Annotated in this window: 22 protein-coding genes; 8 read left to right on the top strand and 14 right to left on the bottom strand. The window is 67.1% G+C overall.

The features are described 5' to 3' along the window. Nucleotides 1-41 precede the first annotated feature (41 nt). The 3 genes from VT84_RS07095 to VT84_RS07090 form a co-directional block, all read right to left on the bottom strand. The gene (locus tag VT84_RS07095) at nt 42-941 is read right to left on the bottom strand and encodes a helix-turn-helix domain-containing protein (protein ID WP_082839042.1); all 900 of its coding nucleotides are present in this window, start codon (nt 939-941) and stop codon (nt 42-44) included. Between the two features lie 169 nt (nt 942-1,110). Next, nucleotides 1,111-1,284, bottom strand: coding sequence for a hypothetical protein (locus VT84_RS38240; protein WP_157469290.1), 174 nt, complete (start codon nt 1,282-1,284; stop codon nt 1,111-1,113). A gap of 923 nt (nt 1,285-2,207) precedes the next feature. After that, on the bottom strand, nt 2,208-2,420 hold the full coding sequence (locus tag VT84_RS07090; RefSeq protein WP_082839041.1) for a hypothetical protein: 213 nt from the start codon (nt 2,418-2,420) through the stop codon (nt 2,208-2,210). Nucleotides 2,421-2,598: 178 nt separating this feature from the next. Between VT84_RS07090 and VT84_RS07085 the strand changes: the two genes are divergently transcribed. The 3 genes from VT84_RS07085 (at nt 2,599) to VT84_RS07075 (ending at nt 6,881) form a co-directional block, all read left to right on the top strand. Next, on the top strand, nt 2,599-3,258 hold the full coding sequence (locus VT84_RS07085) for a GP88 family protein (protein ID WP_239465719.1): 660 nt from the start codon (nt 2,599-2,601) through the stop codon (nt 3,256-3,258). Between the two features lie 501 nt (nt 3,259-3,759). Further along, complete coding sequence (locus VT84_RS07080; protein WP_082839040.1) at nt 3,760-5,601, top strand: sigma-70 family RNA polymerase sigma factor; 1,842 nt, start codon at nt 3,760-3,762, stop codon at nt 5,599-5,601. A gap of 1,019 nt (nt 5,602-6,620) precedes the next feature. Beyond that, on the top strand, nt 6,621-6,881 hold the full coding sequence (locus VT84_RS07075) for a hypothetical protein (RefSeq protein ID WP_082839039.1): 261 nt from the start codon (nt 6,621-6,623) through the stop codon (nt 6,879-6,881). 289 nt (nt 6,882-7,170) lie between these two features. Here the strand turns inward: VT84_RS07075 and VT84_RS07070 are convergent, their stop codons facing one another. The 3 genes from VT84_RS07070 to VT84_RS07060 form a co-directional block, all read right to left on the bottom strand. Continuing rightward, nucleotides 7,171-9,135: a sigma-70 family RNA polymerase sigma factor gene (locus tag VT84_RS07070; RefSeq protein ID WP_082839038.1), complete on the bottom strand. Its 1,965-nt coding sequence runs from the start codon at nt 9,133-9,135 to the stop codon at nt 7,171-7,173. A 618-nt stretch (nt 9,136-9,753) separates the two neighbouring features. Beyond that, nucleotides 9,754-10,005, bottom strand: a complete 252-nt coding sequence (locus VT84_RS07065) for a hypothetical protein (protein ID WP_082839037.1) — start codon at nt 10,003-10,005, stop codon at nt 9,754-9,756. A gap of 91 nt (nt 10,006-10,096) precedes the next feature. Continuing rightward, complete coding sequence (locus VT84_RS07060) at nt 10,097-10,753, bottom strand: hypothetical protein (RefSeq protein WP_082839036.1); 657 nt, start codon at nt 10,751-10,753, stop codon at nt 10,097-10,099. A 366-nt stretch (nt 10,754-11,119) separates the two neighbouring features. Between VT84_RS07060 and VT84_RS07055 the strand changes: the two genes are divergently transcribed. Next, a complete protein-coding gene (locus VT84_RS07055) occupies nt 11,120-11,599 on the top strand; it encodes an MgtC/SapB family protein (RefSeq protein WP_082839035.1) in 480 nt (159 codons plus the stop codon). 233 nt (nt 11,600-11,832) lie between these two features. On the opposite strand, the gene VT84_RS07050 is transcribed toward VT84_RS07055, so the two are convergent. Next, the gene (locus VT84_RS07050; protein ID WP_082839034.1) at nt 11,833-12,240 is read right to left on the bottom strand and encodes a DUF2171 domain-containing protein; all 408 of its coding nucleotides are present in this window, start codon (nt 12,238-12,240) and stop codon (nt 11,833-11,835) included. Nucleotides 12,241-12,318: 78 nt separating this feature from the next. Further along, nucleotides 12,319-12,507: a hypothetical protein gene (locus tag VT84_RS07045; RefSeq protein WP_082839033.1), complete on the bottom strand. Its 189-nt coding sequence runs from the start codon at nt 12,505-12,507 to the stop codon at nt 12,319-12,321. Nucleotides 12,508-13,467: 960 nt separating this feature from the next. On the opposite strand from VT84_RS07045, the gene VT84_RS07040 reads away from it, so the two are divergent. The 3 genes from VT84_RS07040 to VT84_RS07030 are packed head-to-tail and all read left to right on the top strand — an operon-like array spanning nt 13,468 to nt 15,376. After that, entirely contained in the window at nt 13,468-14,166 is a 699-nt protein-coding gene (locus VT84_RS07040; protein ID WP_082839032.1) for a ParA family protein, read from the top strand. Continuing rightward, a complete protein-coding gene (locus VT84_RS07035; RefSeq protein ID WP_082839031.1) occupies nt 14,163-14,456 on the top strand; it encodes a hypothetical protein in 294 nt (97 codons plus the stop codon). The genes VT84_RS07040 and VT84_RS07035 overlap by 4 nt, the downstream gene beginning before the upstream one ends. 5 nt (nt 14,457-14,461) lie before the next feature. Next, nucleotides 14,462-15,376, top strand: coding sequence for a replication protein RepA (locus tag VT84_RS07030; RefSeq protein ID WP_082839030.1), 915 nt, complete (start codon nt 14,462-14,464; stop codon nt 15,374-15,376). A 719-nt stretch (nt 15,377-16,095) separates the two neighbouring features. Here VT84_RS07030 and VT84_RS07025 read toward each other — a convergent pair. The 6 genes from VT84_RS07025 to VT84_RS07005 form a co-directional block, all read right to left on the bottom strand. Further along, nucleotides 16,096-17,733, bottom strand: a complete 1,638-nt coding sequence (locus tag VT84_RS07025) for a hypothetical protein (protein WP_082839029.1) — start codon at nt 17,731-17,733, stop codon at nt 16,096-16,098. A gap of 176 nt (nt 17,734-17,909) precedes the next feature. Next, nucleotides 17,910-18,617: a LicD family protein gene (locus VT84_RS07020; protein WP_082839028.1), complete on the bottom strand. Its 708-nt coding sequence runs from the start codon at nt 18,615-18,617 to the stop codon at nt 17,910-17,912. Next, nucleotides 18,614-18,778, bottom strand: a complete 165-nt coding sequence (locus VT84_RS38235; RefSeq protein WP_157469288.1) for a hypothetical protein — start codon at nt 18,776-18,778, stop codon at nt 18,614-18,616. The genes VT84_RS07020 and VT84_RS38235 overlap by 4 nt, the downstream gene beginning before the upstream one ends. After that, a complete protein-coding gene (locus VT84_RS07015; RefSeq protein WP_082839027.1) occupies nt 18,775-19,311 on the bottom strand; it encodes a hypothetical protein in 537 nt (178 codons plus the stop codon). The genes VT84_RS38235 and VT84_RS07015 overlap by 4 nt, the downstream gene beginning before the upstream one ends. Further along, nucleotides 19,308-20,006 (bottom strand): hypothetical protein, encoded by a 699-nt coding sequence (locus tag VT84_RS07010; RefSeq protein WP_082839026.1) that lies wholly within the window; start codon nt 20,004-20,006, stop codon nt 19,308-19,310. Before VT84_RS07010 ends, VT84_RS07015 begins: the two co-directional genes overlap by 4 nt. Further along, nucleotides 20,003-20,302, bottom strand: coding sequence for a hypothetical protein (locus tag VT84_RS07005; RefSeq protein WP_082839025.1), 300 nt, complete (start codon nt 20,300-20,302; stop codon nt 20,003-20,005). The genes VT84_RS07010 and VT84_RS07005 overlap by 4 nt, the downstream gene beginning before the upstream one ends. Nucleotides 20,303-21,763: 1,461 nt before the next feature. Between VT84_RS07005 and VT84_RS38230 the strand changes: the two genes are divergently transcribed. Continuing rightward, nucleotides 21,764-22,192, top strand: a complete 429-nt coding sequence (locus VT84_RS38230; protein WP_157469286.1) for a hypothetical protein — start codon at nt 21,764-21,766, stop codon at nt 22,190-22,192. The last annotated feature ends 638 nt before the right edge of the window (nt 22,193-22,830 follow it).

Here is a 22,830-nt window from a genome sequence, read left to right as displayed (position 1 = left end):
TGGCACCGAAATGGGTGAAGTAAACTCATCAACAGGGGCGGTTAGCGGCTCCAAACGAACGCATCCATCAACACCGGGTGATTGGACAGTATGCGGTTGAAGAAGGCGACCAAGGCAGTGGTAGCCTTCTCACCCAGTGTCATGTTGATCGGGAAATCCACCGCATTGCTCCCGGTTGGGTAATGCGCGAACGCCCGACAAGGAGATCCCCGGCCTCCGTTGGCTGACCGATACACGCAGTACTTCGTGAAGGGATCCGTGTAACCGAACTCAGCGTGCGGAATCCCGATGATATTTCTCGAACTGTTCTTCGGGCCGCTTTTCTCTTGAATCGCACCGATCGCGTTCTGAAATGCGGTGAATCCTCGTTGGAACTCCTCAGGGTGTTGGGGCCGAAACCCTGCCTTTCGGAGGAAGTCGTAGAGCTCGATGTTCGGCCACAGGTAAACGAAATACGCCCCCCGAGCGGCAGCCTCGGCGATCAAGCGACCGAACGTGGCCCAGACACTGACCCCGAACTCGTACGGCACATCATCCCAGCAGTACAGGACGAAAAGATCTTTCTCGTGCATCGACCGAAAGAGGGTATCGATGTGCCAGCTAAAATTTGTGTCGAGGCGGTGGACTAGTTGCTCGCCGCGCTGGTCGTGGTACTCCAGAGAGTCTTCCAGAGTTTTCGGCGCGTGCTCCGGTTGGGGGGGGTGATTTAGTCGGGTAGCGTCGCCAGTGCGAACGAGGGTAAAATTGTAATCCTCTTTCAATTTCACCATATTTGGCTCCCGGCCGAAGTGCTTGGCTAGAGCCATGAGCACTTGGTCCGGGAACGCATTCCGCTTCAGCCAGGTTCGCAGCGTGTTCTCCGGCACACCGACGGATTTAGCCAGAAAACTAAAACTGTGCTTTCTCGCCTTCGCCTCATGGCGGATGAAGTCGCTGAACATCTTTCGCTGGCTAGGAGTTGCATTCTCGATCGGTTCATTATTTTTGGCTGGCATTGCGACACGCTGTTGAAGTCGGAGGAGCGGCCATCGGAATCACACCGATGACCAGTCCCATTTGTTTGAGAGATCGAAGGCAACCCGACGTGAGGGTCACTTGACACAAGCAGATTCAGAGTTCATCTGAGTCCGCGGCTGCCACTCGCCGCGGCTCGCCACCGCCAGCGACCGTGCCGGAAATGTGTTTTGACTTCCAGTTGATAATTCCGCCGAGAGCGAGCGCGCCGATACCAAGAGCAAGAGCAACGAGGCCGATAATCCCGATGATCGCGACGTTGGGGTCCACATGAGCCTCCTAGTGGATGAGTTGGAAACAGACTAAGCATAACGACTCAGAAGCGGTCATGATGGTTCTGAACCACTCATGAACCAAATAGTAACGCGGTCGACTCATCCGTCAACGCGAACTTGGCGAGATTTTGAAAATACTTCCGAGGCAGATTTGCTGTTGTGACTGGAGAGATTCGGTTCGTCGTCTTCGACTTAGTGGTGCATAAGTGACCGGTTTTGACTGGCAATGGCAGTGAAAATGGCTGAATTTAAGGGCAAATAGCCGTCCTAGACCGGTCGCCTTGTACCCAATGACTTCCCGCCGCGCAAGCAAACGCCCGTGCAGCACCGCGACCTCATCCACCGGAAATTAGCCCGTATCCGGCTTTCCTCTCCCCCAGCTCATCAGCAAACACGGCGATGGGCTCCGCGAGTAGCCTGGCACGACAGTGCGAGGGGTCAAATCGCCATCTTCATCGCAATCCGTCTGCCGACGCAGTGCCACCGACTCGAATCGATGGCGCGGTCTTGCGCATTCGGTGTTTATGGTGCATAAAGGACGTTCGGAACCATAAAATACCAAGTCTTCTGGCCCCTGAGGTTCATCGAGTGACTGATCGCCTTGCGTCGCACTCAAATAAGTCTCCCTTTCCGATTTGAGCGCTCGGTGCGGATCTTGTGGTCGTCCCGGCTGGTGAACCAGAATGAGATTCCGGGCCTCGGTGCAGTGACGCGCGGGTTCAATGCAATGGAGAAATGATCGCATTAGACCGGTCTCGTTGTGGAGTGCGGCGGCCGCGCGGGTGGCGTCGCAGTCGTGCCTGTTGACGCCCACGCTGTCGGGAGCGCGGAACTCCGGCAGCGGTTCGGTCGCATTCGGGTGACTCGCTGAGATTAACCACTTCGTCACTTCTACCGAATTGATCGGCGAAAAACGCTTTACCGCTCCCCAGAGACGCGCTCGACCCACTTGCGATCGGGTTCGCCCTTGAGCGTGTCCACCTCCACCCGCAGCCGGGCGATCTCGTCGCGCTGGCGCTCGATGATCCGGTACGCCAACTTCTCGCGCGGCTTGCCCCCCAGCAACCACTTGTAGTGCTTGAGGAAGGCCGCCACCTGGGCGTCCGGGACGGGTGCGCGTCGGGCGTTCATCTCTCGCTAGTAGCACGATCAGAAAGTTCTTTCAACCCCCACGCGAACGCGCTACGACTGGCCGCTCTGGTGCGGCTTTTTTGTCGCGTTCCGTCGGGTGGTCCGGCGGAATCAAGTGGGCCGGGCGAGTGCTGGTAACACTCCCCGGCCCGTGGCCCTGTCGTGAAAGGACAGGACGATGGCCACGATACGTTCGCTGTTGGCCCTGGGCAACGCCAAGCTCGGGCGCGCGATCCACCACTTCGATCTGCCCGCGGTGTCCACGTGCCCCGGGCGCTCGAAGGTGTGTGAGGCAGCATGTTACGCCACGCGCGGGCGATTCCACACCGGTTTGGTGCGGGACCGGTTGCGCTGGTGCCTCGCGCAGTCGAAGCGCCCGGACTTCGCGGACCGCATGGTGCACGAAGTTCGGGGTAAGGGTGCGTTGGTTGTTCGGGTCCATGTGTCTGGGGATTTTTACGACCCCGAATACGCAGGCAAATGGCTCTCGGTTTTCCGACGGTGCCCGACCGCCACGTTCTACACCTACACGCGCTCCTGGCGCGTGGGGGACGTGGTGCCGGTGCTGGAACAGATGGCCGGGCTCGGGAACGTGCGCCTCTGGTTCTCCGCGGACGCCGAGACCGGGTCGCCCGATCCGCTCCCCGAGTGGGTCCGGGTGGCGTGGCTCCAGACGGACCCGGACGAACCGGTCGCGGGGAACTTGGTGTTCCGGGACGAACCGGTTCGGGGCACGCGCCCGCGCACGGCCCTGCCGGTGGTGTGCCCGAACGAGACCCCGGCCGGGCACCGGTTCGGGGTCAACTGCGGCAACTGCGGGCACTGCTGGAAGGCGTGACCGCGCCCCCACACCCAACCGGGTGTGGGGGCTTCTTTGAATATGAAAAAGGTCCCACCTCTCGAGCCTGCGGCGCCGAGCATGCCGTTGACACGCACTCCGGACCGGAGCGCACGTATTAAAGAAATGGCGAGTAACGATTTCTGAGCGGTGAATCACAGGCGGTGCCAGAACCGGCTGCCGATTTTGCCTCAAAACAGGTCGCTGGAGCCCGGCTCGGGTCAACCTCGGGCTCAAGAGGGGGAGGATCGTCCCCCTCGGAAGATCGCCTCTGGCCGTCGTCACCGTGCCCCAACCGTGATGAGGGCACGGTGACGGCGGCCGACGGCGACGGAGGGGGACTCAAGGGCGAATGCTCGCTAGCTGTCGTTGGCGCAAAGCACACTTTCTCAACGCCTTGTGCGAAACCGGGCGCCGGCGAACGGGCCGAGATTACCCGCCCACGGACCCGGATGAGAAAAATCGTGCGCGGTTTGCCCCCGCCCGGGACATGATGTGGCCATGCGACGCGTTTTCGACCTCTGGCGACGGTTCGGTGCGGTTCCGGCGAGCGGCGTACCGGACGACGAGTTGCTCCACCGGTTCGCCCGGAACCGGGACCCGGACGCCTTTGCCGCGCTCCTGAACCGGCACGGCCCCCTCGTCTACGGCGCGTGCCGCCGGCTCCTGCCCGACCCGCTCGACGTGGAAGACGCGTTCCAGGCCGCGTTCCTCGTGCTCGTGCGCCGCGCCGAGGCGCTGCGCGGGCGCCCGGTGGGGCCGTGGCTGCACCGGGTCGCCGTGCTCACGGCCCGCAGCCTCCGGAGGCGGAACGCGGTCCGGTTCGCGAACGCGAGCGCGCTGGTGGAAGTCGCGGCCCGGCCGAGCGCGCCCGATGCGCGGCTCGACGTGGACGCGGCCCTGTCGGCGCTCCCGCGCAAGTACCGGGAGCCGGTGATCCTGTGCCACCTCCAGGGGTGGACGCGCCGGGAACTGGCGGACCACCTGGGGTGCCCGGAGAGCACCGCCGCGTCGCTGGTGGCCCGGGGGCTCGCGAAGCTCCGGCACCGGTTGGCCGGGTGCGACCCGGCGGTGGTGCTCGCCGTAGCCGGGTCGGCGGTCGTGCCGCCTACCCTGACTGCCGCTGCGGTTCGAGCCGCGATCGTGTACGCGACGTCGTTTTCGGACGCGGCCGTTCCTCCGGCCGTGGCCGCCCTCACGAATGGAGTCCTGCGCATGGTTCGGCTCAAGAAACTGGCCGCGGTAAGCACGGTTCTGGTGGCGGTGCTGGCCCTCGGGGCCGGGTTGGTCGGCTGGCCCGCACCCTCCGCGCGCGCCCAACCCGGGCAACCGAACGTACCGGCGAGTGATCGGGCGAAGGTGGAACGGGAACTGGAGGCCGCGAAGCGCCGGGTCGAGGAGCTGGAGGCCGAGCGGAAACGGTTGGCCGAGGCCGAACAGAATGCGACCCCGCGCCTGCTGATCGAGGTCGGGGGCGGCCCGAGCCCGCGGATCGTGGTGACCGAGTTCAAGGCCGGGGGCAAGGCGGTCGGCACGATCGAGACGACGAGCCTCGAGATGCTGGGCCGGTTCCTGGCGCGCAGCCGGAACGATACGGCCGGTCCCAAGACCTTAAGCGTTCGCGTCGACGAGCGGTGCCCGCAGGCGGTCCTTAAAGAATTCGTGGCCACGGTCAAGGCCGCCGGGTTCGATCCCCTTCCCTTCACGGTCGTGGACGCTGTCAGCGGGCCGGCGCCGGTGGAGCTCGGAGCGAAGAGCTTACCGCCCTATGTGATCGAGCCGCCGGACATGCTCTCGGTCGAGGTCGTGGTGAAGCGGAAGGATCCGAAGAACCCCGTTACCGTACCGCTCCCGGTGCAACCGATCAGCGGGCCGTTTCAGGTGCGCCCGGACGGGACCGTGGGGCTCGGGTACTGGGGGAACGTGGCGCTCTCCGGGCGCACCCTGGATGAAGCGGTCGGGGTAATCCGGTCCCACGTGGCCGGCAGCGGGGCGCTTAAGAACCTCGGGATCGGGGCGGATGCGCTGGCCGTGATCGTGGACGTGGTGGCGTACAACAGCAAGCGGTACTACGTCATTCTCGGCGGGGGTGATGCCGGTGACCAGGTCATCGCGCTCCCGGTCACGGGCTCCGACACGGTTCTGGACGCGCTGGCGAATTCCCAAATCGCGCAGGTGGCGATCAAACCCGGCACCGAGATTTCGCTCGCTCGCATGGAAAAGGGCAGCAAGGAGTGGAAGATTCTGCCCGTGGATTGGGTGGCGCTCACACAGCACGGGATTACTCACACCAACTATCAGCTGGTGCCCGGGGACCGGATCCACGTGAAGCCGAAGAAATGACGGACCGGTTCGGATCGCGTGAAGGGGTTCGTGCGAGCCGCCGACCGCAAATCGGAACGACCCGAAAGGGGCCATACGTTCGGTTCAACTTGGTTCGCCCGTTCCAAATGTGAGCCGTTCGGCCGGTGGGTTTGCCCACCGGCCGTGACTCTTTGGGAGTGAGCGCCGGCGCAATTCGGCGGCCCGGGTCGTCGCGATCTGGCGCGCGAGGATCTCGAGCGGACTTACCGACGAGGGGGCGCCCGAAGGCCCTTGTAGCAGCCAGGCGCGCCGTTCACTTCGGCTCGATCGAACGAGTGGCCGCTTTTCGGTACGTTCCGGGTTCCGATCAGGAACGTGTTGCGCGGGCGGAAGGAACGTGTCAGTGTCGCGGGGCTGCGGGCGTCGAGAGCGCACCTATGCAAGCAAGGTCGGGGCTCTTCGGCAAGATCGCTTGATGACGTGGGGATTATAAGCCCGCGGATAGTACAGCGGGATGAACCGCCCGGTCCGCAGCAACCATTTATACAGAGTCAAGGACGCTACTCCGACGGGTTCTGATACCCTCGTAGCTCCATTCTGGTTCGAGCACACGCAACGCGCGGACCGTTACCTCGCACCGGGCCGGGACATCGACCGGTTGCAACCGGTGCCCGGTTACGTCCTCATTTCCGCCCGGCTCCATCTCGTCACCCGCGGCACGCCGGGCCTAATTACCCCGCCTCGATCAACCGCGCAGTGAAGCGGTCCCGAGCACCGCGCATCCGGTGTCGCGCCGCGAGCGAGCTTCCGAATCCGACCGGATGGGCGTGCGGGAGTGGCCGTGTTCTCCTGCCGTCATCGGGCCCGGCCCTCGGGTCTTTGGTGTGGGACGCTGAACCGGGCGCCGGGGGCCGCAAGGACAATGACGGTTCCTCCGCTGCGCGGCCCCGCCGTAATTGTCCGTGCACCCGCGCTGCGCTCCCGGCTCGACCCGGTTCTGGTCACGGTCCCACAAGGCCCGAGGGTCGGGCCCCACAACGCAACGAAGGAGAAACCTCATGTCACAACCCGCACACAAGATCCGCACTGGCGCACTCCAGGTCACGATCTGGCGCAACCCGGCCGAGAAGGGCAACTGGTACTCGGTCAAACTTACCCGCGGGTACAAGACCGACGACGGGTGGCGCGAGACCGACAGTCTGGGTCACGACGACCTGCTCGCGGGAGCGAAGCTGTTGGACCTGGCGCACACCTGGGTGATGCACCAACTCGAGGCCGACCGCAAGGGCCGCAAGCTGTCCGAACAGGTCATGAAGTAACCACCCATCGGGCGGGCCAACGGCCCGCCCCACCGGGTACGATCGGCGGTTAATAGTGGCTCCTCGGTCGCGTTCCTCGCATCCCGAGCGAGGGAACGGCCGCGATTGGGGAGCACCCACAGGCGACCGAGTTCGGCGGACGCCACAGGGGCAGTTGGTTGTGGTACGGAACAGCGTCGTGTTGCTGGAAGGAGTCCCGCGTGGATCAAAGGGGACGCGCCCGGCTGTCCGTCGGTGACAATCGCGAAACACGACGAACGCAAGTCCACTTCGATCGGGCGAAACCGCCTCATCGCCAGTCGAAACCCATGAGCACCCACGACGTGTCCCCGGCCTTATACACCTCGGACGGGCGACCGCCATCGGCGTCCATCACCACCACGCGAGCGGAGTACTTCTTGTCCGCACACGCTTCCTGGTGCAGGACCGCCAACCGCCTCCCGTCCGGTGACCACACCGCCGTCACCCCTGTTCGCCCGGTGTCCTCAAAACTGCCCCGCGTCTCGAACACATCCTTCGGATTTTTCCCGTCGGCGTCCACCACCGTTACGAACAATTGGCTCCTTCCCTTGAGGCTGTTGCCTCTCACGGCGTCCCACTTCTGTCGCACGAACGCGATCCGCTTCCCGTCCGGCGACCACTGCCACCCAAACGGACCCACGCCGTCCTTGTCGTCAGCGACGACGACAGCCTTTCGTGTCTTCACATCGACCGCAAGGAGCTGCCGGCCAAGAAATTTCACACGCAACATGCCCCCGATCTTCTTGTTTGGGTCGATGGCCACTCGCTCCGTCCACAATAGCACGCGGGCGCCGTCCAGCGAGAACTGGGGTGGGAACGGCGAGCGGATGACGTGATCGGCCCCGAGGAGCGGAACGGTTTTGCCCTCGTCCAGGGACACCAGGTGGCACGACCAGGTGTACTGGTCGTCCGCGATCGACTTGTCGATCGCCACGGCCGATCGGCCGTCCGGGCTGACGGCCCGCACCGCGAACTTCTCCGGCACCTTCAGCGCCGTCCGCGTGCCGGTGGTCGTGTCGTACACCCACGTTTTGAGCGCCCCGGTGGTGCCGTCGTCGGCCAACTCGCGGCCGGAGAGGACCAGCCGGTCGCTGCCGAGCCAGACGGGATCGTATGCCCCGAATCGCTTCACAACTCGGGGCGTCTCGCCGGGTTTGAGCGTCAGCAGCCGGACGCCCCGTCGCACAACCACTCCCTTCGAATCGTCAACGGGTTCGGGTGGGTCCGTTTCGCCAGCGAAGACCACCCGCGTGCCGTCCGGCGACGAGACGGCGTTCGAGGTCATCACCCGGAGGGTGGCGTCGGGGACGGCGGCCGGCCCGTCCAGCACGGTACCGTCGGGCCGGAGGAGGACCGGCTTGTCGCCGACCCACACGAGCAGTCGCGTTTCCCGCGGCGGCCCCTTGGGCACGGGAGCCGCGGTCGCCCGCGGGACGGGGCGCTCGCCCCACCCGCCGATTGCGAGCAGCGCACCGACCAGGGCGAGTGTGAGAGCGGCTTTCGCAATCGTCCCCTTCAAGGTCCGTCCCTCCGAGATGAGGTGAGCGACGGCCGGGCGGGTGGTACCGCCGACCGCCGCGAGGGCCGCCGCTCGGACCATAGCCGCCGGGGGCCACCCGATCAGCCCGACGAGAACCGTCGGCACGGTCAGCCCGCGGGCGTCGAGCCGGGCCCGCAACTTCGCCCGCGCCCGTTCCAACCGCCCCTTCACCGATCCGACCGTCCACCCGAGGCGCTCGGCCGCCTCGTCCAGGGTGCAGTCGTCCACGCCGCACAGCACCAGTACCGCGCGCTCGACGTCCGACAGTTGCGCCATCTCGTCGTCCACCGCGGCGAGGACTTCGCGGGCGGAGAGGGTGTCGAGCGGGTCGGCCGACACCGACGTGTCACCGGGCAGCGGGGCCGACGGACGGTCCTTGCGGGCGGCCCTCAGCGCGAGCCGGTGGGCGGTGAGGTGCAGCCACCCCGCGAGCGCGACGGGTGGGCGGATGGACTCGGCTTTGCGGGCCAGAACGAGGAACGCGGCCTGGAACACGTCCTCGGCGGTGGCGTCCGAGCGGCAGCGGGTGCGGGCCACCTGCCACACCAGGCGGGCGTACCGGCGGACGAGGACGGCGAACGCCCACTGATCGCCGTCGGCGACGAACCGCCCGAGCAGGGCGGCGTCCGACTCGGCGGACGAGTCCGCGAGCCCGAGCGAGCGGAGCACCGCCGGCAGAGAGGATGCCTTCATACCACTGATAAAGCCCGCCCGACGCCGAACGGCACGGCGGCACGGACGGAATTGTTTGAACGGTGTGGTGTAACCGAGTCTCGGATCGGTTACCGCCAGCCACAGTGGCCGCGTTGTGCGGGCAACGGTGAAGCAGGCGCTGTGAGACGCGGACCGGAAATGAAACCGCCCGGACCGGGGAGGCGGGCTCAAGGGCGGCCTCACCCGGTGCGGGCGGCGTTCCGGGGGCGATCCGGAACAGGAGCACTGGTGTTTTGGAACCCGCTGGGCGGACCGGGTGAATCGCAAGCGAAACCGCTGGGCGATCAGGGCGATGTTGGGCGAACGGCTGCTGCGATGAGAGCCCTAAAAGCACGCGGCGCGCCGCTCTGTGAATTCTCCCCACACGAATGCCGTAACCCTTGGCATCGCATCGAGTTCAAAGCGGTGGTGCTTGACTCGACTGAACACATGGCCGTGTCCGAGAAGTTGACGAGGGACCCGTTCGTGTCGACTTTTCTTCCGTGCGCGTTTGATTTCGGCAGGGACCGTGGGGTATAGTTCCTTGAGACCAGCCACGACAGTCACGCTGAATGGGCGACAGCGTAACCGTCCGCGGCTGGTCCTTTTTTGCGCCGCTCACCAGCGTTCCACTTCGATCCGGGCGTCCTTCCCCTGGCGCTCCAACATCCGCACCACGCGTTGGGCATCGTCCCGGTCCCGGTAGGTGCCGTAGGTGTCCCAGTGCCCGCGGTGACGCACCTGCACCTCGAACCGCACGTTGCGGCGGTCGTGGCGGTCGAACACGTCGGGAGCGGCGGTTGCGGTCGACGCCACACCGGCGACGGCCCCGGTGGCGAGCACGGCGGACAGGATCAGTTTGCGGATCACGGCTCTCTCCTCGTTGCGGGTCGGCTCCGGTCGGCCCTGGTGCGAGAAGAACGGTTCGGGGGCGGTGCGTTGCGCCCACCGAGCCGCGCTCTCATTTCGGCTTCACCGGCTTGTCACGGGTGATCTCCAGGTGGCGCAGGGCCCCCGCCTTCGGCTTGAACTGGTCGTAGGTGGCAACGAGCGTGTACTTCGGGCTCAACTGGATGTGGACCCAGTCCGTCGCGTTCCCCACACTCAACGAGCTCTTTCCCAGCTTGTCCGCGTCGAGCTTCAGCGCCGCCACCATTCCCTCCCACGACTCCGGCACCTTTCTCTTGCCCCCGGCACCCGCCTCGTAGAGGGCCGCCAGCCGCTCGGCGAACACGGCCGCCTCTTCGTCCGTGTAGAGCGGATCGCCCCGCCCGGGGAGCGCGAGTTCCTTCCCGTCCTTACCGCGCATCTTGAGCCACGGCTCGTCCTTGGTTCCCTTCCCGGTGGTCCGCAGCACTGCGTTCGGGTTGGTGACGTGTGAGGCGGTTAACTCGCGCCCGTCGGTACAGGTCCAGCGCAGGTGCCCGGTACCGGACGTTTTGGGGACGTAGCCCGGGCCGAGCAGGGCCACCGCCTCCTTCAGGGTCAATCCGTCGCGCACCTTATCGAACGCGGCCGCCGGGGCCGGGTCGGGTGCCATATCCCCGGACACGAACGGCCGGAACTCCTTGTCGCCCGCGCCGGAAAGCCCGGCGATGAGGATGAATGCGGTCAGCATAGGTGAGCCTCGCGTGGGGCGATTACCCGACTATACCGCCGTTCGGTCGGGAACACCGTCTCGCGTTCGTAACGGGCGGCTTCGGCCTCACACAACGCGGGAGCGACCCGCGTTCCACACACACAATGCTTCGGGTGCTTGTGATAATCCGCACGGCTTTGCCGGTCCAGAAATAGCGCCCGATTTATCATCTCCGGGCAACGTCCTTCTCATTACAACCGCACTCGGGAATGCAACGTCCGTTGGTCCGTTACAAAAGTTTGAAACGGCTGGAAAGAAAGACCCCGTGTCGTGTAATTCCTCCCACCCCGGCGCGCGCCGTGCGGTGGACCGGAAGGTTTTGAACCGGTGCGTGTGGGGGTACCGATGGGCGCGATCGTGGACGGGGTGGTGACGGAGTTCTCGGACCTGTCGGCGGTCCAGGCCGTTCAACTGGCGTTACGGCTGGGAATCGCCGCCGTGCTGGGCGGGCTGATCGGGCGCGACCGGGAGAAGGCGGGCAAGGCGGCGGGGGTTCGTACCTACCTCCTCGTATCCGTCGGCGCGGCCGCGTTCGTGGCGGTGCCCCAACAGTCCGGGGCAACGGCGGCGGACGTCACGCGGATCCTACAGGGGCTGGCCGCCGGTATGGGGCGCGAGCTGTCGGCGCTCCTGGTCGGTCTCACCGGGTTGTTCGCGCTGTCGGTGCTCGGCCACGGGAACGGGCACCACGGGACCGGCCCGTGGACAAGAACCGGTCAGCTCGCGAGCGATGAGTCCTCACCCTTGGACCGTTGCCCTTTCGGCGCCGGGTGCCGGCGCGGCTCGCTTGTTACCGCGCGGACCCCGACGACTTTGGTGGCGTGAAGGAAGTAGGCCAACTCGAGCAGCGTTTCGGTGACGGGCTTGGTGACTTGCTTGCGGCGGGTCTTTTTGGCGGCGTTCATCGGGACATCCTGTTCGGGTGGGGGCGTCCGTTCGCTCCCGGATCTTTGCACGCGGCGTGCCGCCCCGAACAAAGTCGATTTGACAACGGTCCCACCAAAGAACGCGACCCGCCCCATTGGAGGCGGGTCGGGTCGCGTTCATCGGATCGGGCATCAGCCCGCGCAACTCGCGCACGCCGCCGCGTCCGACTTCCATCCCTTTTCGGTTTCGGCCGAGTTCTTGGTCAGGTGCACGTGGTCCTCGTGGACCCGGCCCACCCACGCGGTTGGCACGAAGTGGTGCTGCCCGTCCGGGCTGTCACTCTTGGTCAACTTGATCGCGTTCCCTTCGAGGTGATCGACGACGCCCACCTTCTTGCCACAGGAGGCGTACACCTCCATGTGCCCCTTGATTCCGGCCACGCCTTGGTTCTCGCCCGTATCGGCGCACCCGAACCCGGCCTTCTCCTTCACGTAGGCCGCGGCTTCGGACGCGCCCTCGGCGATCTTGTGCCCGACGTTCTTGGCCGCGTCGGCGACGGCGTGGGCGGCATTCGAGACCTTATCTTTGATGTCCGACATGGTGTGTCTCCTGTGTGGGATCAAGAACGGTCCGCCCGAATTGAGGGGCGGACCGCGTTGGGAACCGGCGTGCGCGGCTCACGCGCCGCTCTTGTCCTTCAGCTTCTGCCCGGCGTCCTTGACCGCTTGGCCCGCGGACTTGGCCGCGTCGGCGGTCTTCTCGGCCACCGTTTCGGCCCCGTCCTGGATCTTTTCGCCGGCCTTCTTCGCCGCGTCTTTGACGGCCTCGCCAGCGTTCTCAATCTTCTCGCGAATGGTATCGGCCATGATCGGTTCTCCGTTTTGGATCGGGGTGCTCCCGGCTGGCTTGGCCGAGGTGGTTAGAGCAACGTGCGTGCCGGCCCCAGAAATTGCACGAGTTCAACGAACGGTGCCTGATGGACGAGCACCTGGATGGGGCGCGAGTAATGGCATTCCTGGGCGCGTGCCCGGCACCACCGAAATGGATCTGCGCCGACGCGTACGGGGGTTCGATGGGGTACGCACACGGGCGCGTCGCGGACGGTACGGTCGTTTAATGGCTCGTGGGCACTGGCCCGTTGCTCGCGCGGGATACTGGTGCGCGGAACACATCGCCCGAATACAGGATCGAATTGGTCACGGGCCGTGACTTCGCGGCGCGCCGACGCTGTTGGTACGAGCCGCTCGCTCCGGGCGCCGTGACCGGTGCGCTCCACGCCCCTTTCGTCTCCGATCCTCCACGTGCTCCCACGAGTGGAAAGGGACCGGCCCGGTGCCACGTACCGCCGATGAGTCAGTCAACTGAGTTATTTGGGTGCGGATAAGAATGTTTTTCAGACGTCTTCCCTCAACTCCGTTGAGGACGAATTTCGCCGCGAAACGCGCCCGGTCGGCTTTCCGGGCACTCGTTTGGACAGTCCGCTGACTTACGTGCCGGCCGACGGGACGGCTCGCCATCCGGCCAGCCGATATGACGGCCTTCTGGCTTTCACGTCGGCCCGCTGTCCGGGTCGCACGCCAACCGGCCGGGTTGCTGGCTTGTCAGCCGGCCATTCGGCCGGCCTGCTGACAAGCCGTCTTGCTGGCCTGCCGTCTTGCCGGCAAGACGGCAGGCAGGTTTTCCAACCGGGTGGCCCGCCACCCGGCCGCGGCTCCGGCTGGCGAGCCGGCGGGCCGTGTTGCCGGAATGCCACACGGCCGACAAACCTGTCGTCGGGCCGCACATCCCGCTTGCCAGGCGCCAACAACGGCGCTACGGTCCGGGGCATGATTATTGTCCTCGCGAACTCCAAGGGCGGGGTCGGCAAGACGTCGATCTCGGTGCACCTGGCGGCCTGGCTGGCCGAACAGGGGCACTCGGTCGTGCTCGCCGACTGCGACGCTCAGGAATCCTCGAGCGAGTGGGTCGCCGAAGCCGCGCCCGGGATCCGCGCGGTCCGGTTCGCGGACCCGACCGCGATCCTCGACGCCATGCCCCAACTGGCCCAGGAGGCCGACTTCGTGGTCGCCGACGGGCCCGGGAGCAACACCGAGACGAGCCGCGCGCTGCTGCTCCGGGCCGACCTCGCGCTGGTCCCGTGCAAGGCGTCCATGCTCGAGGTCCGGGCCCTGGCTCAAGCCACGACCGTGCTGCGCCAGTCCCAGGACATCCGCCAGGGCAAGCCGGACGCGGTGATCGTGCTCTCGATGGTGGGCAAGCGGTACCGGCTCACCCAGGACATGAAGGACGCGGCCGCGGCCCTCGAGTTGCCCCTGGCCCGGACGGCGCTCACGCTCAAGCAGATTTACGCGGACGCCCCGGGCCAGGGGACCGTGGTGTGGCGCATGGGCACCCGGGGGCGCGAGGCGGCCGCCGAGATGGAGGCCCTGTTCCGCGAGGTGCTACCCCACGCGGTGGCCCGAAAGACGCGGCGGAGCAAGCCGGCCGACGTGGCGCAACACGAAGCGAAGAGGAGGTGGGGATGAGCGAGCGCCGTCCGCTGATCGAAGGATTAAAATCGCACCCGGCGAACGACTCGCAGGTCGAGAAGGAGTTCGTGTTCGGGGGCCGCGAGCACCCGATCCCGCCCGTGGAACGCGCGGTGGTGGCGCCGGTGCGGGCCCCGCTCACGACCCGGATCCGGGCCGACTACGTGGCCGCCCTCAAGCGCGCGAGCCTGACCCGGCAACTCGACGGTCAGATCCCGAACTCGGTCCAGGAGTTCCTGGAAGAGGCCCTGGAACCGTGGCTCCGGTCCCACGGGTACATCCCGTAGCGGTCATGGGCGCGCTCACCGACGGCCTGCACCTGACCCGCACCCAGCGCAAGCGCCTGGACGCCGCGAGTGCGATCATGAGTGCGCGACCCGAGCGCATCGACTTCCTGCACACGGTCCAGTGCCAGTGCGGGATCCCGTACGGCAATCCGGGCGACGAGGTACGCGAGTGGGAGCGCAAGCAGGGCCTGGCGACGCTCCGGATCGAGGCCGGGTCGGCGTACGATCCGGCAACCGGGGACTTCGTCCGGCTGGGACTCCCGTACGGGGAGAAGCCCCGGCTCGTGCTCATCCACCTGGCCACCGAGGCGATCCGCACGGGCTCGCCCGTGGTGGACGTCGAGGACTCGATGACCGCGTTCGCGCGGGCCCTCGGGATCGCGGTCAACGGCCCGCACCTGCGGCACCTCAAGGACCAACTGTCCCGGTTGGCCGCGGCCACGGTGCGCATGGGCATGGTCGAGGGCGGCCGGGCCGTGCAGTTCAACACTCAGATCGTCAGCGCGTTCGACCTGTGGTACCCGACCGAGCCGGGCCAGCGCATGCTCTGGCCCTCGACCGTGCGATTGAGCGCCGAGTATTTCGCGAGTTTGGAGCGGCACGCGGTCCCGCTGGACCGCCGGGCCGTGGGCGCGCTGTCGGGTTCGGCCCTGGCCCTGGACGTGTACACGTGGCTGGCGCAGCGCCTGCACCGGGTGCCAGCGGGCAAGCCCCAGTTCATTCCCTGGACCGGGGTGTACGACCAGTTCGGTCAGGGGTACGCGCGGATCCGGGACTTCCGGCGCCGGTTCCTCGAGACGTTACGGCAGGTCCAGGCGGTGTACCCGCAGGCGCGACTTTCCGCGGACGAGAAGGGCGTGACCCTCGAGCACAGCCCGCCGCCGGTAAGCGGACGCTTGAACACGTTGGTCATCGGGTAATTCACTCGGATGGGAATGCCCTTCACAATCAGTCAGAAACGGGCCACAGAAGCGCGAAAGGTACGGGCGGGCAGGGTGATAGCCGGGACGAGCGTTCCACTACGGGAAGGGGCATTTCCGGTGCCCGGACGAGGGCGCGAACCCAGAACGTCACCACACACGGCCGTGAATGACACGGGACGCGACCGATCCGCGGTCAGAGAAGTTATCCCCGGTATCCACCGAAACAAGCCCCAACTATCGGAAGAAATAAAGGTGTATATAGGTTTGGGCGACCAAGTGTACGCGGAGCCCCCGCGGAAACGGGCGGGCGGGCGCGACCAAGTGTACGTAACGGGCGCGACCAGGTGTGCGGGGATAACTCCAGAGCGCGACCAAGTGTACGTGGACAACTGGCGCTGCATCAGTTTCTTGAAATTCTGCTATTTCTGAAGCCGATCGAGAAATGGGTTCGCATCGTTACCTGAGCCGCGTGGCCGGAGCCGAGTTGGGTGCGATTCTATCTGGGGGCCGCGCTTTCGAGGCTGCCGTAATCCGAGTGCGCGAGCCGGGCGGTCGTGGTGGGCGAGCCCACCGGTCAGGCGTGCTCTCGCATCAACCCGACCGCACCGGTCGTCGACCGCGCGGAATGCGCCTCCGAGCGATTTCGCCCGGAGGTCACATCCCGCATGAGAAGCGGTCGGACCGTGGCCCGTTGCGACGGGGGTGCGGCGTCTCCGCTACCAGTAAGCTGCGTTCGACGCGCCCCCGCCGCCCGTGTCCTGGTGCTGCACCGCGCCCCCGTCCTTAAATCCGGAGGTCGTGCCGCCGGCGAACGCGTTCATGACGCTGCTGGCCCGCACCAGGGCCCCGCCGCCCGGGGTGTTGTTCAGGGAATAATCGCGTGCCGACGCGTCCACGAACGGGTCCGCTGACAGCGTCACGTTCTGGCGCTGGTTGGGCAGCGAGATGTTGTTGTTGATGGGCCCGGCGGTGTTCGACCCGAGGTAGCACCCCGTCACGTGGTAGTGGTCGTACGCGGCCCCCGCGTTCACCCCCCAGCCCGCGTTGCCGTAGATCACGCTGTCCAGCAGCCCGCCGCCCGCGTTGCCCACGGCCCCGTTGAACCGGACCCCGTCGCCGCCGTTGTTCGCGAACGTGCACCCGGTCACGTGGCCGGTCCCGAACTGGAAGTCGAACCCGTGCGAACTGGCCCCGGTGTTGTTGACCGAGACGCACCCGACGATCAGCCCGGAACTGGCCCCCACGCCCATTCCGGTAAACGTGTTGTCGTGGCTGTAGCAGAAGAGCCCCTGGCTCGGCAGCAGCGCCGCCGCGACCGAGCACCCGGTCGCCTCGCACAGGGTGCACTCGCCGCCGAAGATGGCCGTGTTCTTGCAGTTCTGGCCCTTGCACTTGTACGCGCTGCCGTTCGTCGCCTGGATGCCCCGGCTCTGCGTCAAGCCCGCGCCGTCGGCGGTCACGTTCTCGATCCGGTTCCCGGTCCCCACGGTGACGAGCGTGAACGAGCTGATCCCGCTCGCGAGCACGACGGGCTTGGCCCCGTAATCCCCCGGCACCGTCCCGAACCCCACGATCCGCGCCGCGTTCGCGTTCGCCGCCTGGACGGCGACGCTCAGGCACCCGCCCGCCACGTTGTTCGAGGCGCTCGTGACCGTGTACGTCCCGGACCGGATGTAGAAGTTGTTCCCCGCGACGTGGACGCTTCCCGCCTTGCCCGGCGAGGCAAACGCCCCGCCGAGCCCACCGGTGCCGCCCGTGCCCGCCCCGGACGTGATGTTACCCGGCCCCACGACCGTGGCGACGCCCGCGGCGACCGACGCGATCACGTACACGCCCGCGGTGAAGTTCGTCCCGCCCGTCACGACGATCGCGTTCCCGACCTGTTGCCTGCCGATGGGGTTCGCCGCACTGGACACGGTCAGCCCCGCCCCCGTTGACGCCAGGTCCGTGTAGCTGATCCGCGCGGTCGCCCCGCGGGAGTAATCGATCGCCCATGTGGCCCCGGTCGGGCCGGCCACGGTCCCCACCCCGGCGGACGTCGTCGGGTACCGCGTGCCCCCGTTCTGCCCCGCGCCCGCCGCCGCCGACAGGGTTGCCGCGCCCGCGCTCACGGAGGCGATCGGGTACCAGCCCGGGTTCCAGTTGGTACCGCTCGCGATGTAGACCCACGCGCCGACGTCCCCAGAGGCGAACGCGTAGGAGGCCGAGGTGAACACCGGAGAGGCCCCGGTACCGCTCGAGGCGACCCCGTCTGTCAACATGCCCGCGACCTGCCCCGGGTCGAACCCGCCCCCGTTGGCCGTGTCGCTCCCGGACGTTTGAATGTACCAGATCGTGCCGGCTCCGAGTGGCATACATTACCCCTTAAATTGTCGCACGTTGGGATTTCTGAGCGAACGAATTTGGAAAAATCGACAAGGTACCAAAGTGGATCTGAACGGAGGACCGCGGGTCGGTCAGTTCGAGCAAACAAATGATGCACACGGTGGTAAACTGTGAAGCTCGGCGGGGCGTAACCGAACCACCGGGTTCAAGGATCCTCGACGTACGGCGGGAGCGGGAACCGGATCTGAGGGAACCCGGTGGGGCGCTCGTGCCGGTGGCTCCAGCGACTGGGCAGTGCGGTCGTCAGGCACTGCTCCCCGTACTTGTGCGCGGCGAGCTCCGCGGGCCTGTTGGGCACGCGGCACGTCACGCCCCCGAACGTGCCGCGCCGCGCCGGGAAAACCAGATCCTTCGGGAACGCGTTCTCTTCCGAATGGTGAACCGAGTTGGCCCGGACCGTCTCGCCGTCGAGTCGCGCGGGTACGAGCTCCAGGAACGGGAACGCGTGGTGGTACCCGGGAATCTTCGGGTCCCGGGGGTCAAAGACCAGCACGTTCCCGTTCGCGTGTGCGGTGACCTCCAGGCCCGGTAACCGGCCCCGTAACTCCGGAACCGACGGGGGATCGACACACAGCACGTCGATGTCGTCGTCCCAGGGCAGGGCCGCGCCGTACCGGACGTACCCGAGTAACGCGCCCCAGCACAGCACGTGCCCGGGAAGAACCGCGTCGACCCGCTCGAGCAGCGCGTACGACTTCGCCCGCTCCCGGGCACTCATCACGGGCGCGAACAGCGCGCCCGGGTCGCCCCACAGGGCCCGGTACCTCGGGTCGGTGTGGTACAGGTAGCACACCCGGCACGTGTCCCGGTTGTCGCACGTGCACGGGCGCGCGAGGGGTCCGGCAAGCGTCATACGCCACCCGCTCCCGGGTCCGGCCCCCCGGGCGCCTCACGGGGCGCGAGGGCCGGGGCGACCAGGAACTCGATGTACCGCTCGTGCGGGTTCCCGTGCTTCGGGTAGAACCCCCCGAGGTGCGGGTCCCCGCCGTCACAGACCAGGGACAGCCCGTTCATCCCGGGGCCGAGAACAGCCACGTCTCGTGGCGGAACCGGTCGGGGGACGGGACCGGGACCGGGAGCCGGCGCACCCACGCGGCCCGGGCCCACCAGAAGTTGCCCGCGTACATCTCGTTCCCCTTGCGGCAGAACCCGATCGTGTCGTACCGGTCCAGTTCCGCGACCCGCTCGCGCCACGGGACCACCACACTGGCCATCATGGCCCAGCGCCACTTCGTGTAGTACAGTCCCTTCCCGGTCACGTTCTTGGTGTGGAAGTACAGCACTTTCTCCCCGGCGTTGGCGCGGTCACAGTGGGCCTTGAGCGCGGCCAGGGTCGGGTACTCGAACCGGTTCTCCGGGTGCCGGGTGACCTCGACCGGAACCCCGAACCGGCCCGCCAGGGCCCGCAACTCGAACGCGTCCACCTCGGACCCGGTCAGGTGCGCGCGCACCGGCCCCGGGAACCGGGCCCGGGCCAGGCAGTGCAACTGCTCGGCCGCAACGTCGTACCAGTTCCCGAACGCGTACAGGTGCCAGAACGCGGTCACGCGAGGGCCCTCCGGACCAGATCGGCCAGGCGCGAGGGGCCCGACAGGAACTGGTCCCGGGTCTGGCCCTCGAGCCACCCGCGGAGCCCGTGGAACGAGGTCATGAACCCGAACACGTCGAACTGGCCCAGGTCGTCGCCCCCGAGGTCCCCGCAGAACCAGTGCGGCTCCATGACCGAGACCGGGGACACCAAGTGCGTCGGGATCTGCAGGTACGCGCACCACGGGTGCCGTGCGAACGCGTGCTCGATGGCCTCGGTGGACGCCGAGAGCCAGCCCATGTTGGCCCCGTACTCGCGCACCTGCCCGAGCGCGTACTCGGCCGCGGCCCCGAGGATCACGGACCCGGGCCGGGCCACGAAGAAGTTGTCCATCCAGGACCCGTGCCACTCCCGGAACCCGACGTAGTCGAAGTCGGCCGCGAGCCCGACCAGGGACCCGAGGGGCTTGAGGCACACGAAGTCCATGTCCAACCACAGGCCCCCGGCGCGCGCGACGAACGCCTTGCGGATCCAGTCGACCCGGTGCGTGACGTACACGTCGTCGAGCTCGCGCGGGAGCGGCCCGAGCACCCCCTCGACGTCCCGCCGGGTCAGGACCCGGGCCGTCGGGTTGTGGGCCCGGACCGTCTCCAGGCACAGGTCGTAGTACCAGTGGCGCCGGTCCCCTTCCCAGTACAAGTAGATCCCGCTCATCCGGTGCTCCGCTCGTCACGTGGGTCCCGGGCCCGGCGCCACCGGGCCAGCGCCTCGTCGGCGCGCGCGGCCCGGACCTCGAGGACCGGGCGCGCGGTCGCGGCGCGCAACTCGTCGCTCCCGACGTCCGGGTGCCACACGACCGGGACCCCGTTGGGGATCTGCTCGGCCTCGTCGGCCAGGACCTCGACCAGGGCCCCAGCCGCGCGCGCCGCCCCGCGCCCGGGCCCGCCACGAGCTCGCGCAGCCCGTTGTCCAGGTCGGTCGCCGGGTCGCGCCAGTACCCCGTGTGCCACCCGTGGTCCCGGAGCTCGGCCGCCACCTCGCGCGGGGCCCGGAGCAGCACCACCGGTTCCAGTTCCGGGTCCTTCGGGTCCAGTTCCGGGATGCCCCGGAGCCCGGCGTCCAGGGTCGGGGCGTCGACCGCTCGCACCCCGCGCCCGGCCGCGCGGCCCAGTTCCTCGGGCGTGGCCCGGGGGTGCCACACGGCCCCCGCGCGCCCGTTCCCGTTGGCCACCTCCCAGGCGATCATGTCGACCCAGGCGCGCAGGGCGGGACCCGGGTCCGGGTCGGCGAACGCGCGGATCAGGCCCCGGTCGACGCCCGTGGCCGGGTCCCGGTCGTACCCGGTGTGGAGCCCGCGCCGGCGCAGGGCCGCGACCACGTGCCGGGGCCCGCGCACGAGCACCACCGACTCGTCCCCGCTCGGGGGGACCCAGAACTTGGACGGGTTCCGGGCCCCGCTGATGTCCGAGGGCCCCTGGGCCTGGCCCACGAGGAACGGGTCCGGGGCGTAGACCCGGTACCCGGCTTGCATGGGCCCCATGACGTGGTCGCAGTGCCCGGACGCCGCGCACCACCGGCTGTACAGGTCGCGCAGGAACCGCCCGCGGATCGCGTACGCGTGGGTGCGCTGACAGTTCGTGCACCGGACGACCCCGGGGGCGACCGGGGGCGCGGCTCCCATGTGCTGGCCCCCGAGCATGAGTTGGTCCCAGTCGCCGGGCACGGCCGCGAGGAACGCGCCCACCGCGGCCCGGAAATCGGGCCGGAAGCACGCGTCGTCCTCGAGCACCAGGAGCGTCCCGACCCGGTCCATGATGGCGCGCTCGAGCACCTGGCGGTGGCTCTGCATGCACCCCCAGGCCCCGCCCCCGGCCCCCCAGCGCTCGGGCACCGGGACCTCGGCCCCGTCGACCGCCTCGAACACCACCGGGTCCGGGAACGGCCACTCGATCCGCTCGAGTGCGTCCCGGAACGCGGTCAGCCGGTCGGGCCGGCGCCGCAGGTTGATGAGCACCACCCGATCGAAGGCCCCGATCATCCCACGCCCCTAACATCACGAGGTTGCACCAGCGGCTCCGTGCCGGGTTCCGACCACGCCAGTTTGCGTATCTTCGCGGTAAGCCACAAGGGAGAGCGGCGGCGTGCAACGAGCCGCCTACATCGGTCGGGCGCCTGTCTGTTCCGGCTCCCGTCCGTTCGAAAGCCGCCGGGCTCGGAACCTGCAATTCGCTCCGGAAGGTTAATAGAAACCGGGAACAAAAAAGAGCCTCTGCGGCGGCGCTATGTGCGGAGCTCGGGCGCGGCGTAACATAGTCTCGCTTTAACTCTTCCTTTCGTTACGCCGTCGTTCCTCAACCGCACACCCTCACTCGGTAATCGTGCACAGCATTGTTACACCCGAGCAACAATTCATCCCGACAAAACTGAATTCCCCGTGGAACGGGCTGAGGCTCTGAGGAACAAAGGTTCCCATGGCAACGGACCCATCGGCCGCAGTGTACGACCACACGCCATTCACGCAAGTGATCGTGACCATAAAGCCTTTAGTCGGTGAGCACATCCCCGTTGTCGCGCCCCCGGCCCACGTGCCGTTTCCAGGGTTCGTTAATGTGAAGCCCGAGGGGATCCCGCAACCACCAGGCGACGCTGTGAACGTGAGTGTCGAGCTCACCCCCGCACACGTCGGCACCGAGCCCGACGAGCTCCCGGAACTGCTCCCGCTCGACGAACTGCCGCGTGAAGAACCACTGGAGCTGCTGCGCGACGAACCGCTCGAACTGCTCCCACTCGACGAGCTACTACTGGACGAGCTGCTGCGCGACGAGCTACTACTGGACGAGCTGCTACTGCAACTGGACCCGCCCCCGGTCACCATGACCATGAGTTTCAGGGCCGAGTAGTCCTCGATTCCCGCAGCTTCCCGGTAGCTCAAGGTCAGTTTGTAGTCCCGGAACCCGGGCTGCAGGTCGTAGGACTGGGACTTGATCCACCGGTCTTCGCCGTCCACCGTGTCGACGAGGGTCACGACCGCCGAGGTGCACGCGGTCCCGTCCAGGCGCACGACCAGGGTGTGCGGTTGCGCGGCGTCCTCGGGGAACCCGGCGATCGGGGCCCCGAGGGGCGCCAGGTCCACCACGAAGGTGCTACTCGGGGGGAGGGACGGGCTGGTGACGAACGTCGCGTCGTCGGGAACCAACTCATTGAGGCGCGGCCACAGGGGGACCGGGGTCCACCCGCCGACGTAATCGTCCGCACTCGGCCGCGCTGGTTGGGACATCCCGCACCCGTGGAACACGTGCACGAATTGTGCAAAGGGAATCGAACGAGCGGGTCAATTATTCGCACACGTGCCCCACTTGTCCAGCACTTTTCCCAAAAACGTTGTTCGCCCCCAGCCGAGCGAGTCACGAGGCGTATAACAAAGAATTATACAACTAATATTCAATAATCAAATTGACTGTAGGCCATCCGGGATGAGATAAATCCTGTCCGATTTTCCTTGACAGGGTTGCAACCGTTGCCATAGATTCCACTCGTT

Source organism: Gemmata sp. SH-PL17 (assembly GCF_001610855.1).
Classification (GTDB): domain Bacteria; phylum Planctomycetota; class Planctomycetia; order Gemmatales; family Gemmataceae; genus Gemmata; species Gemmata massiliana.
Note: the sequence above shows the minus strand (reverse complement) of the source record. Positions and strands in the feature narration are given on the sequence as shown.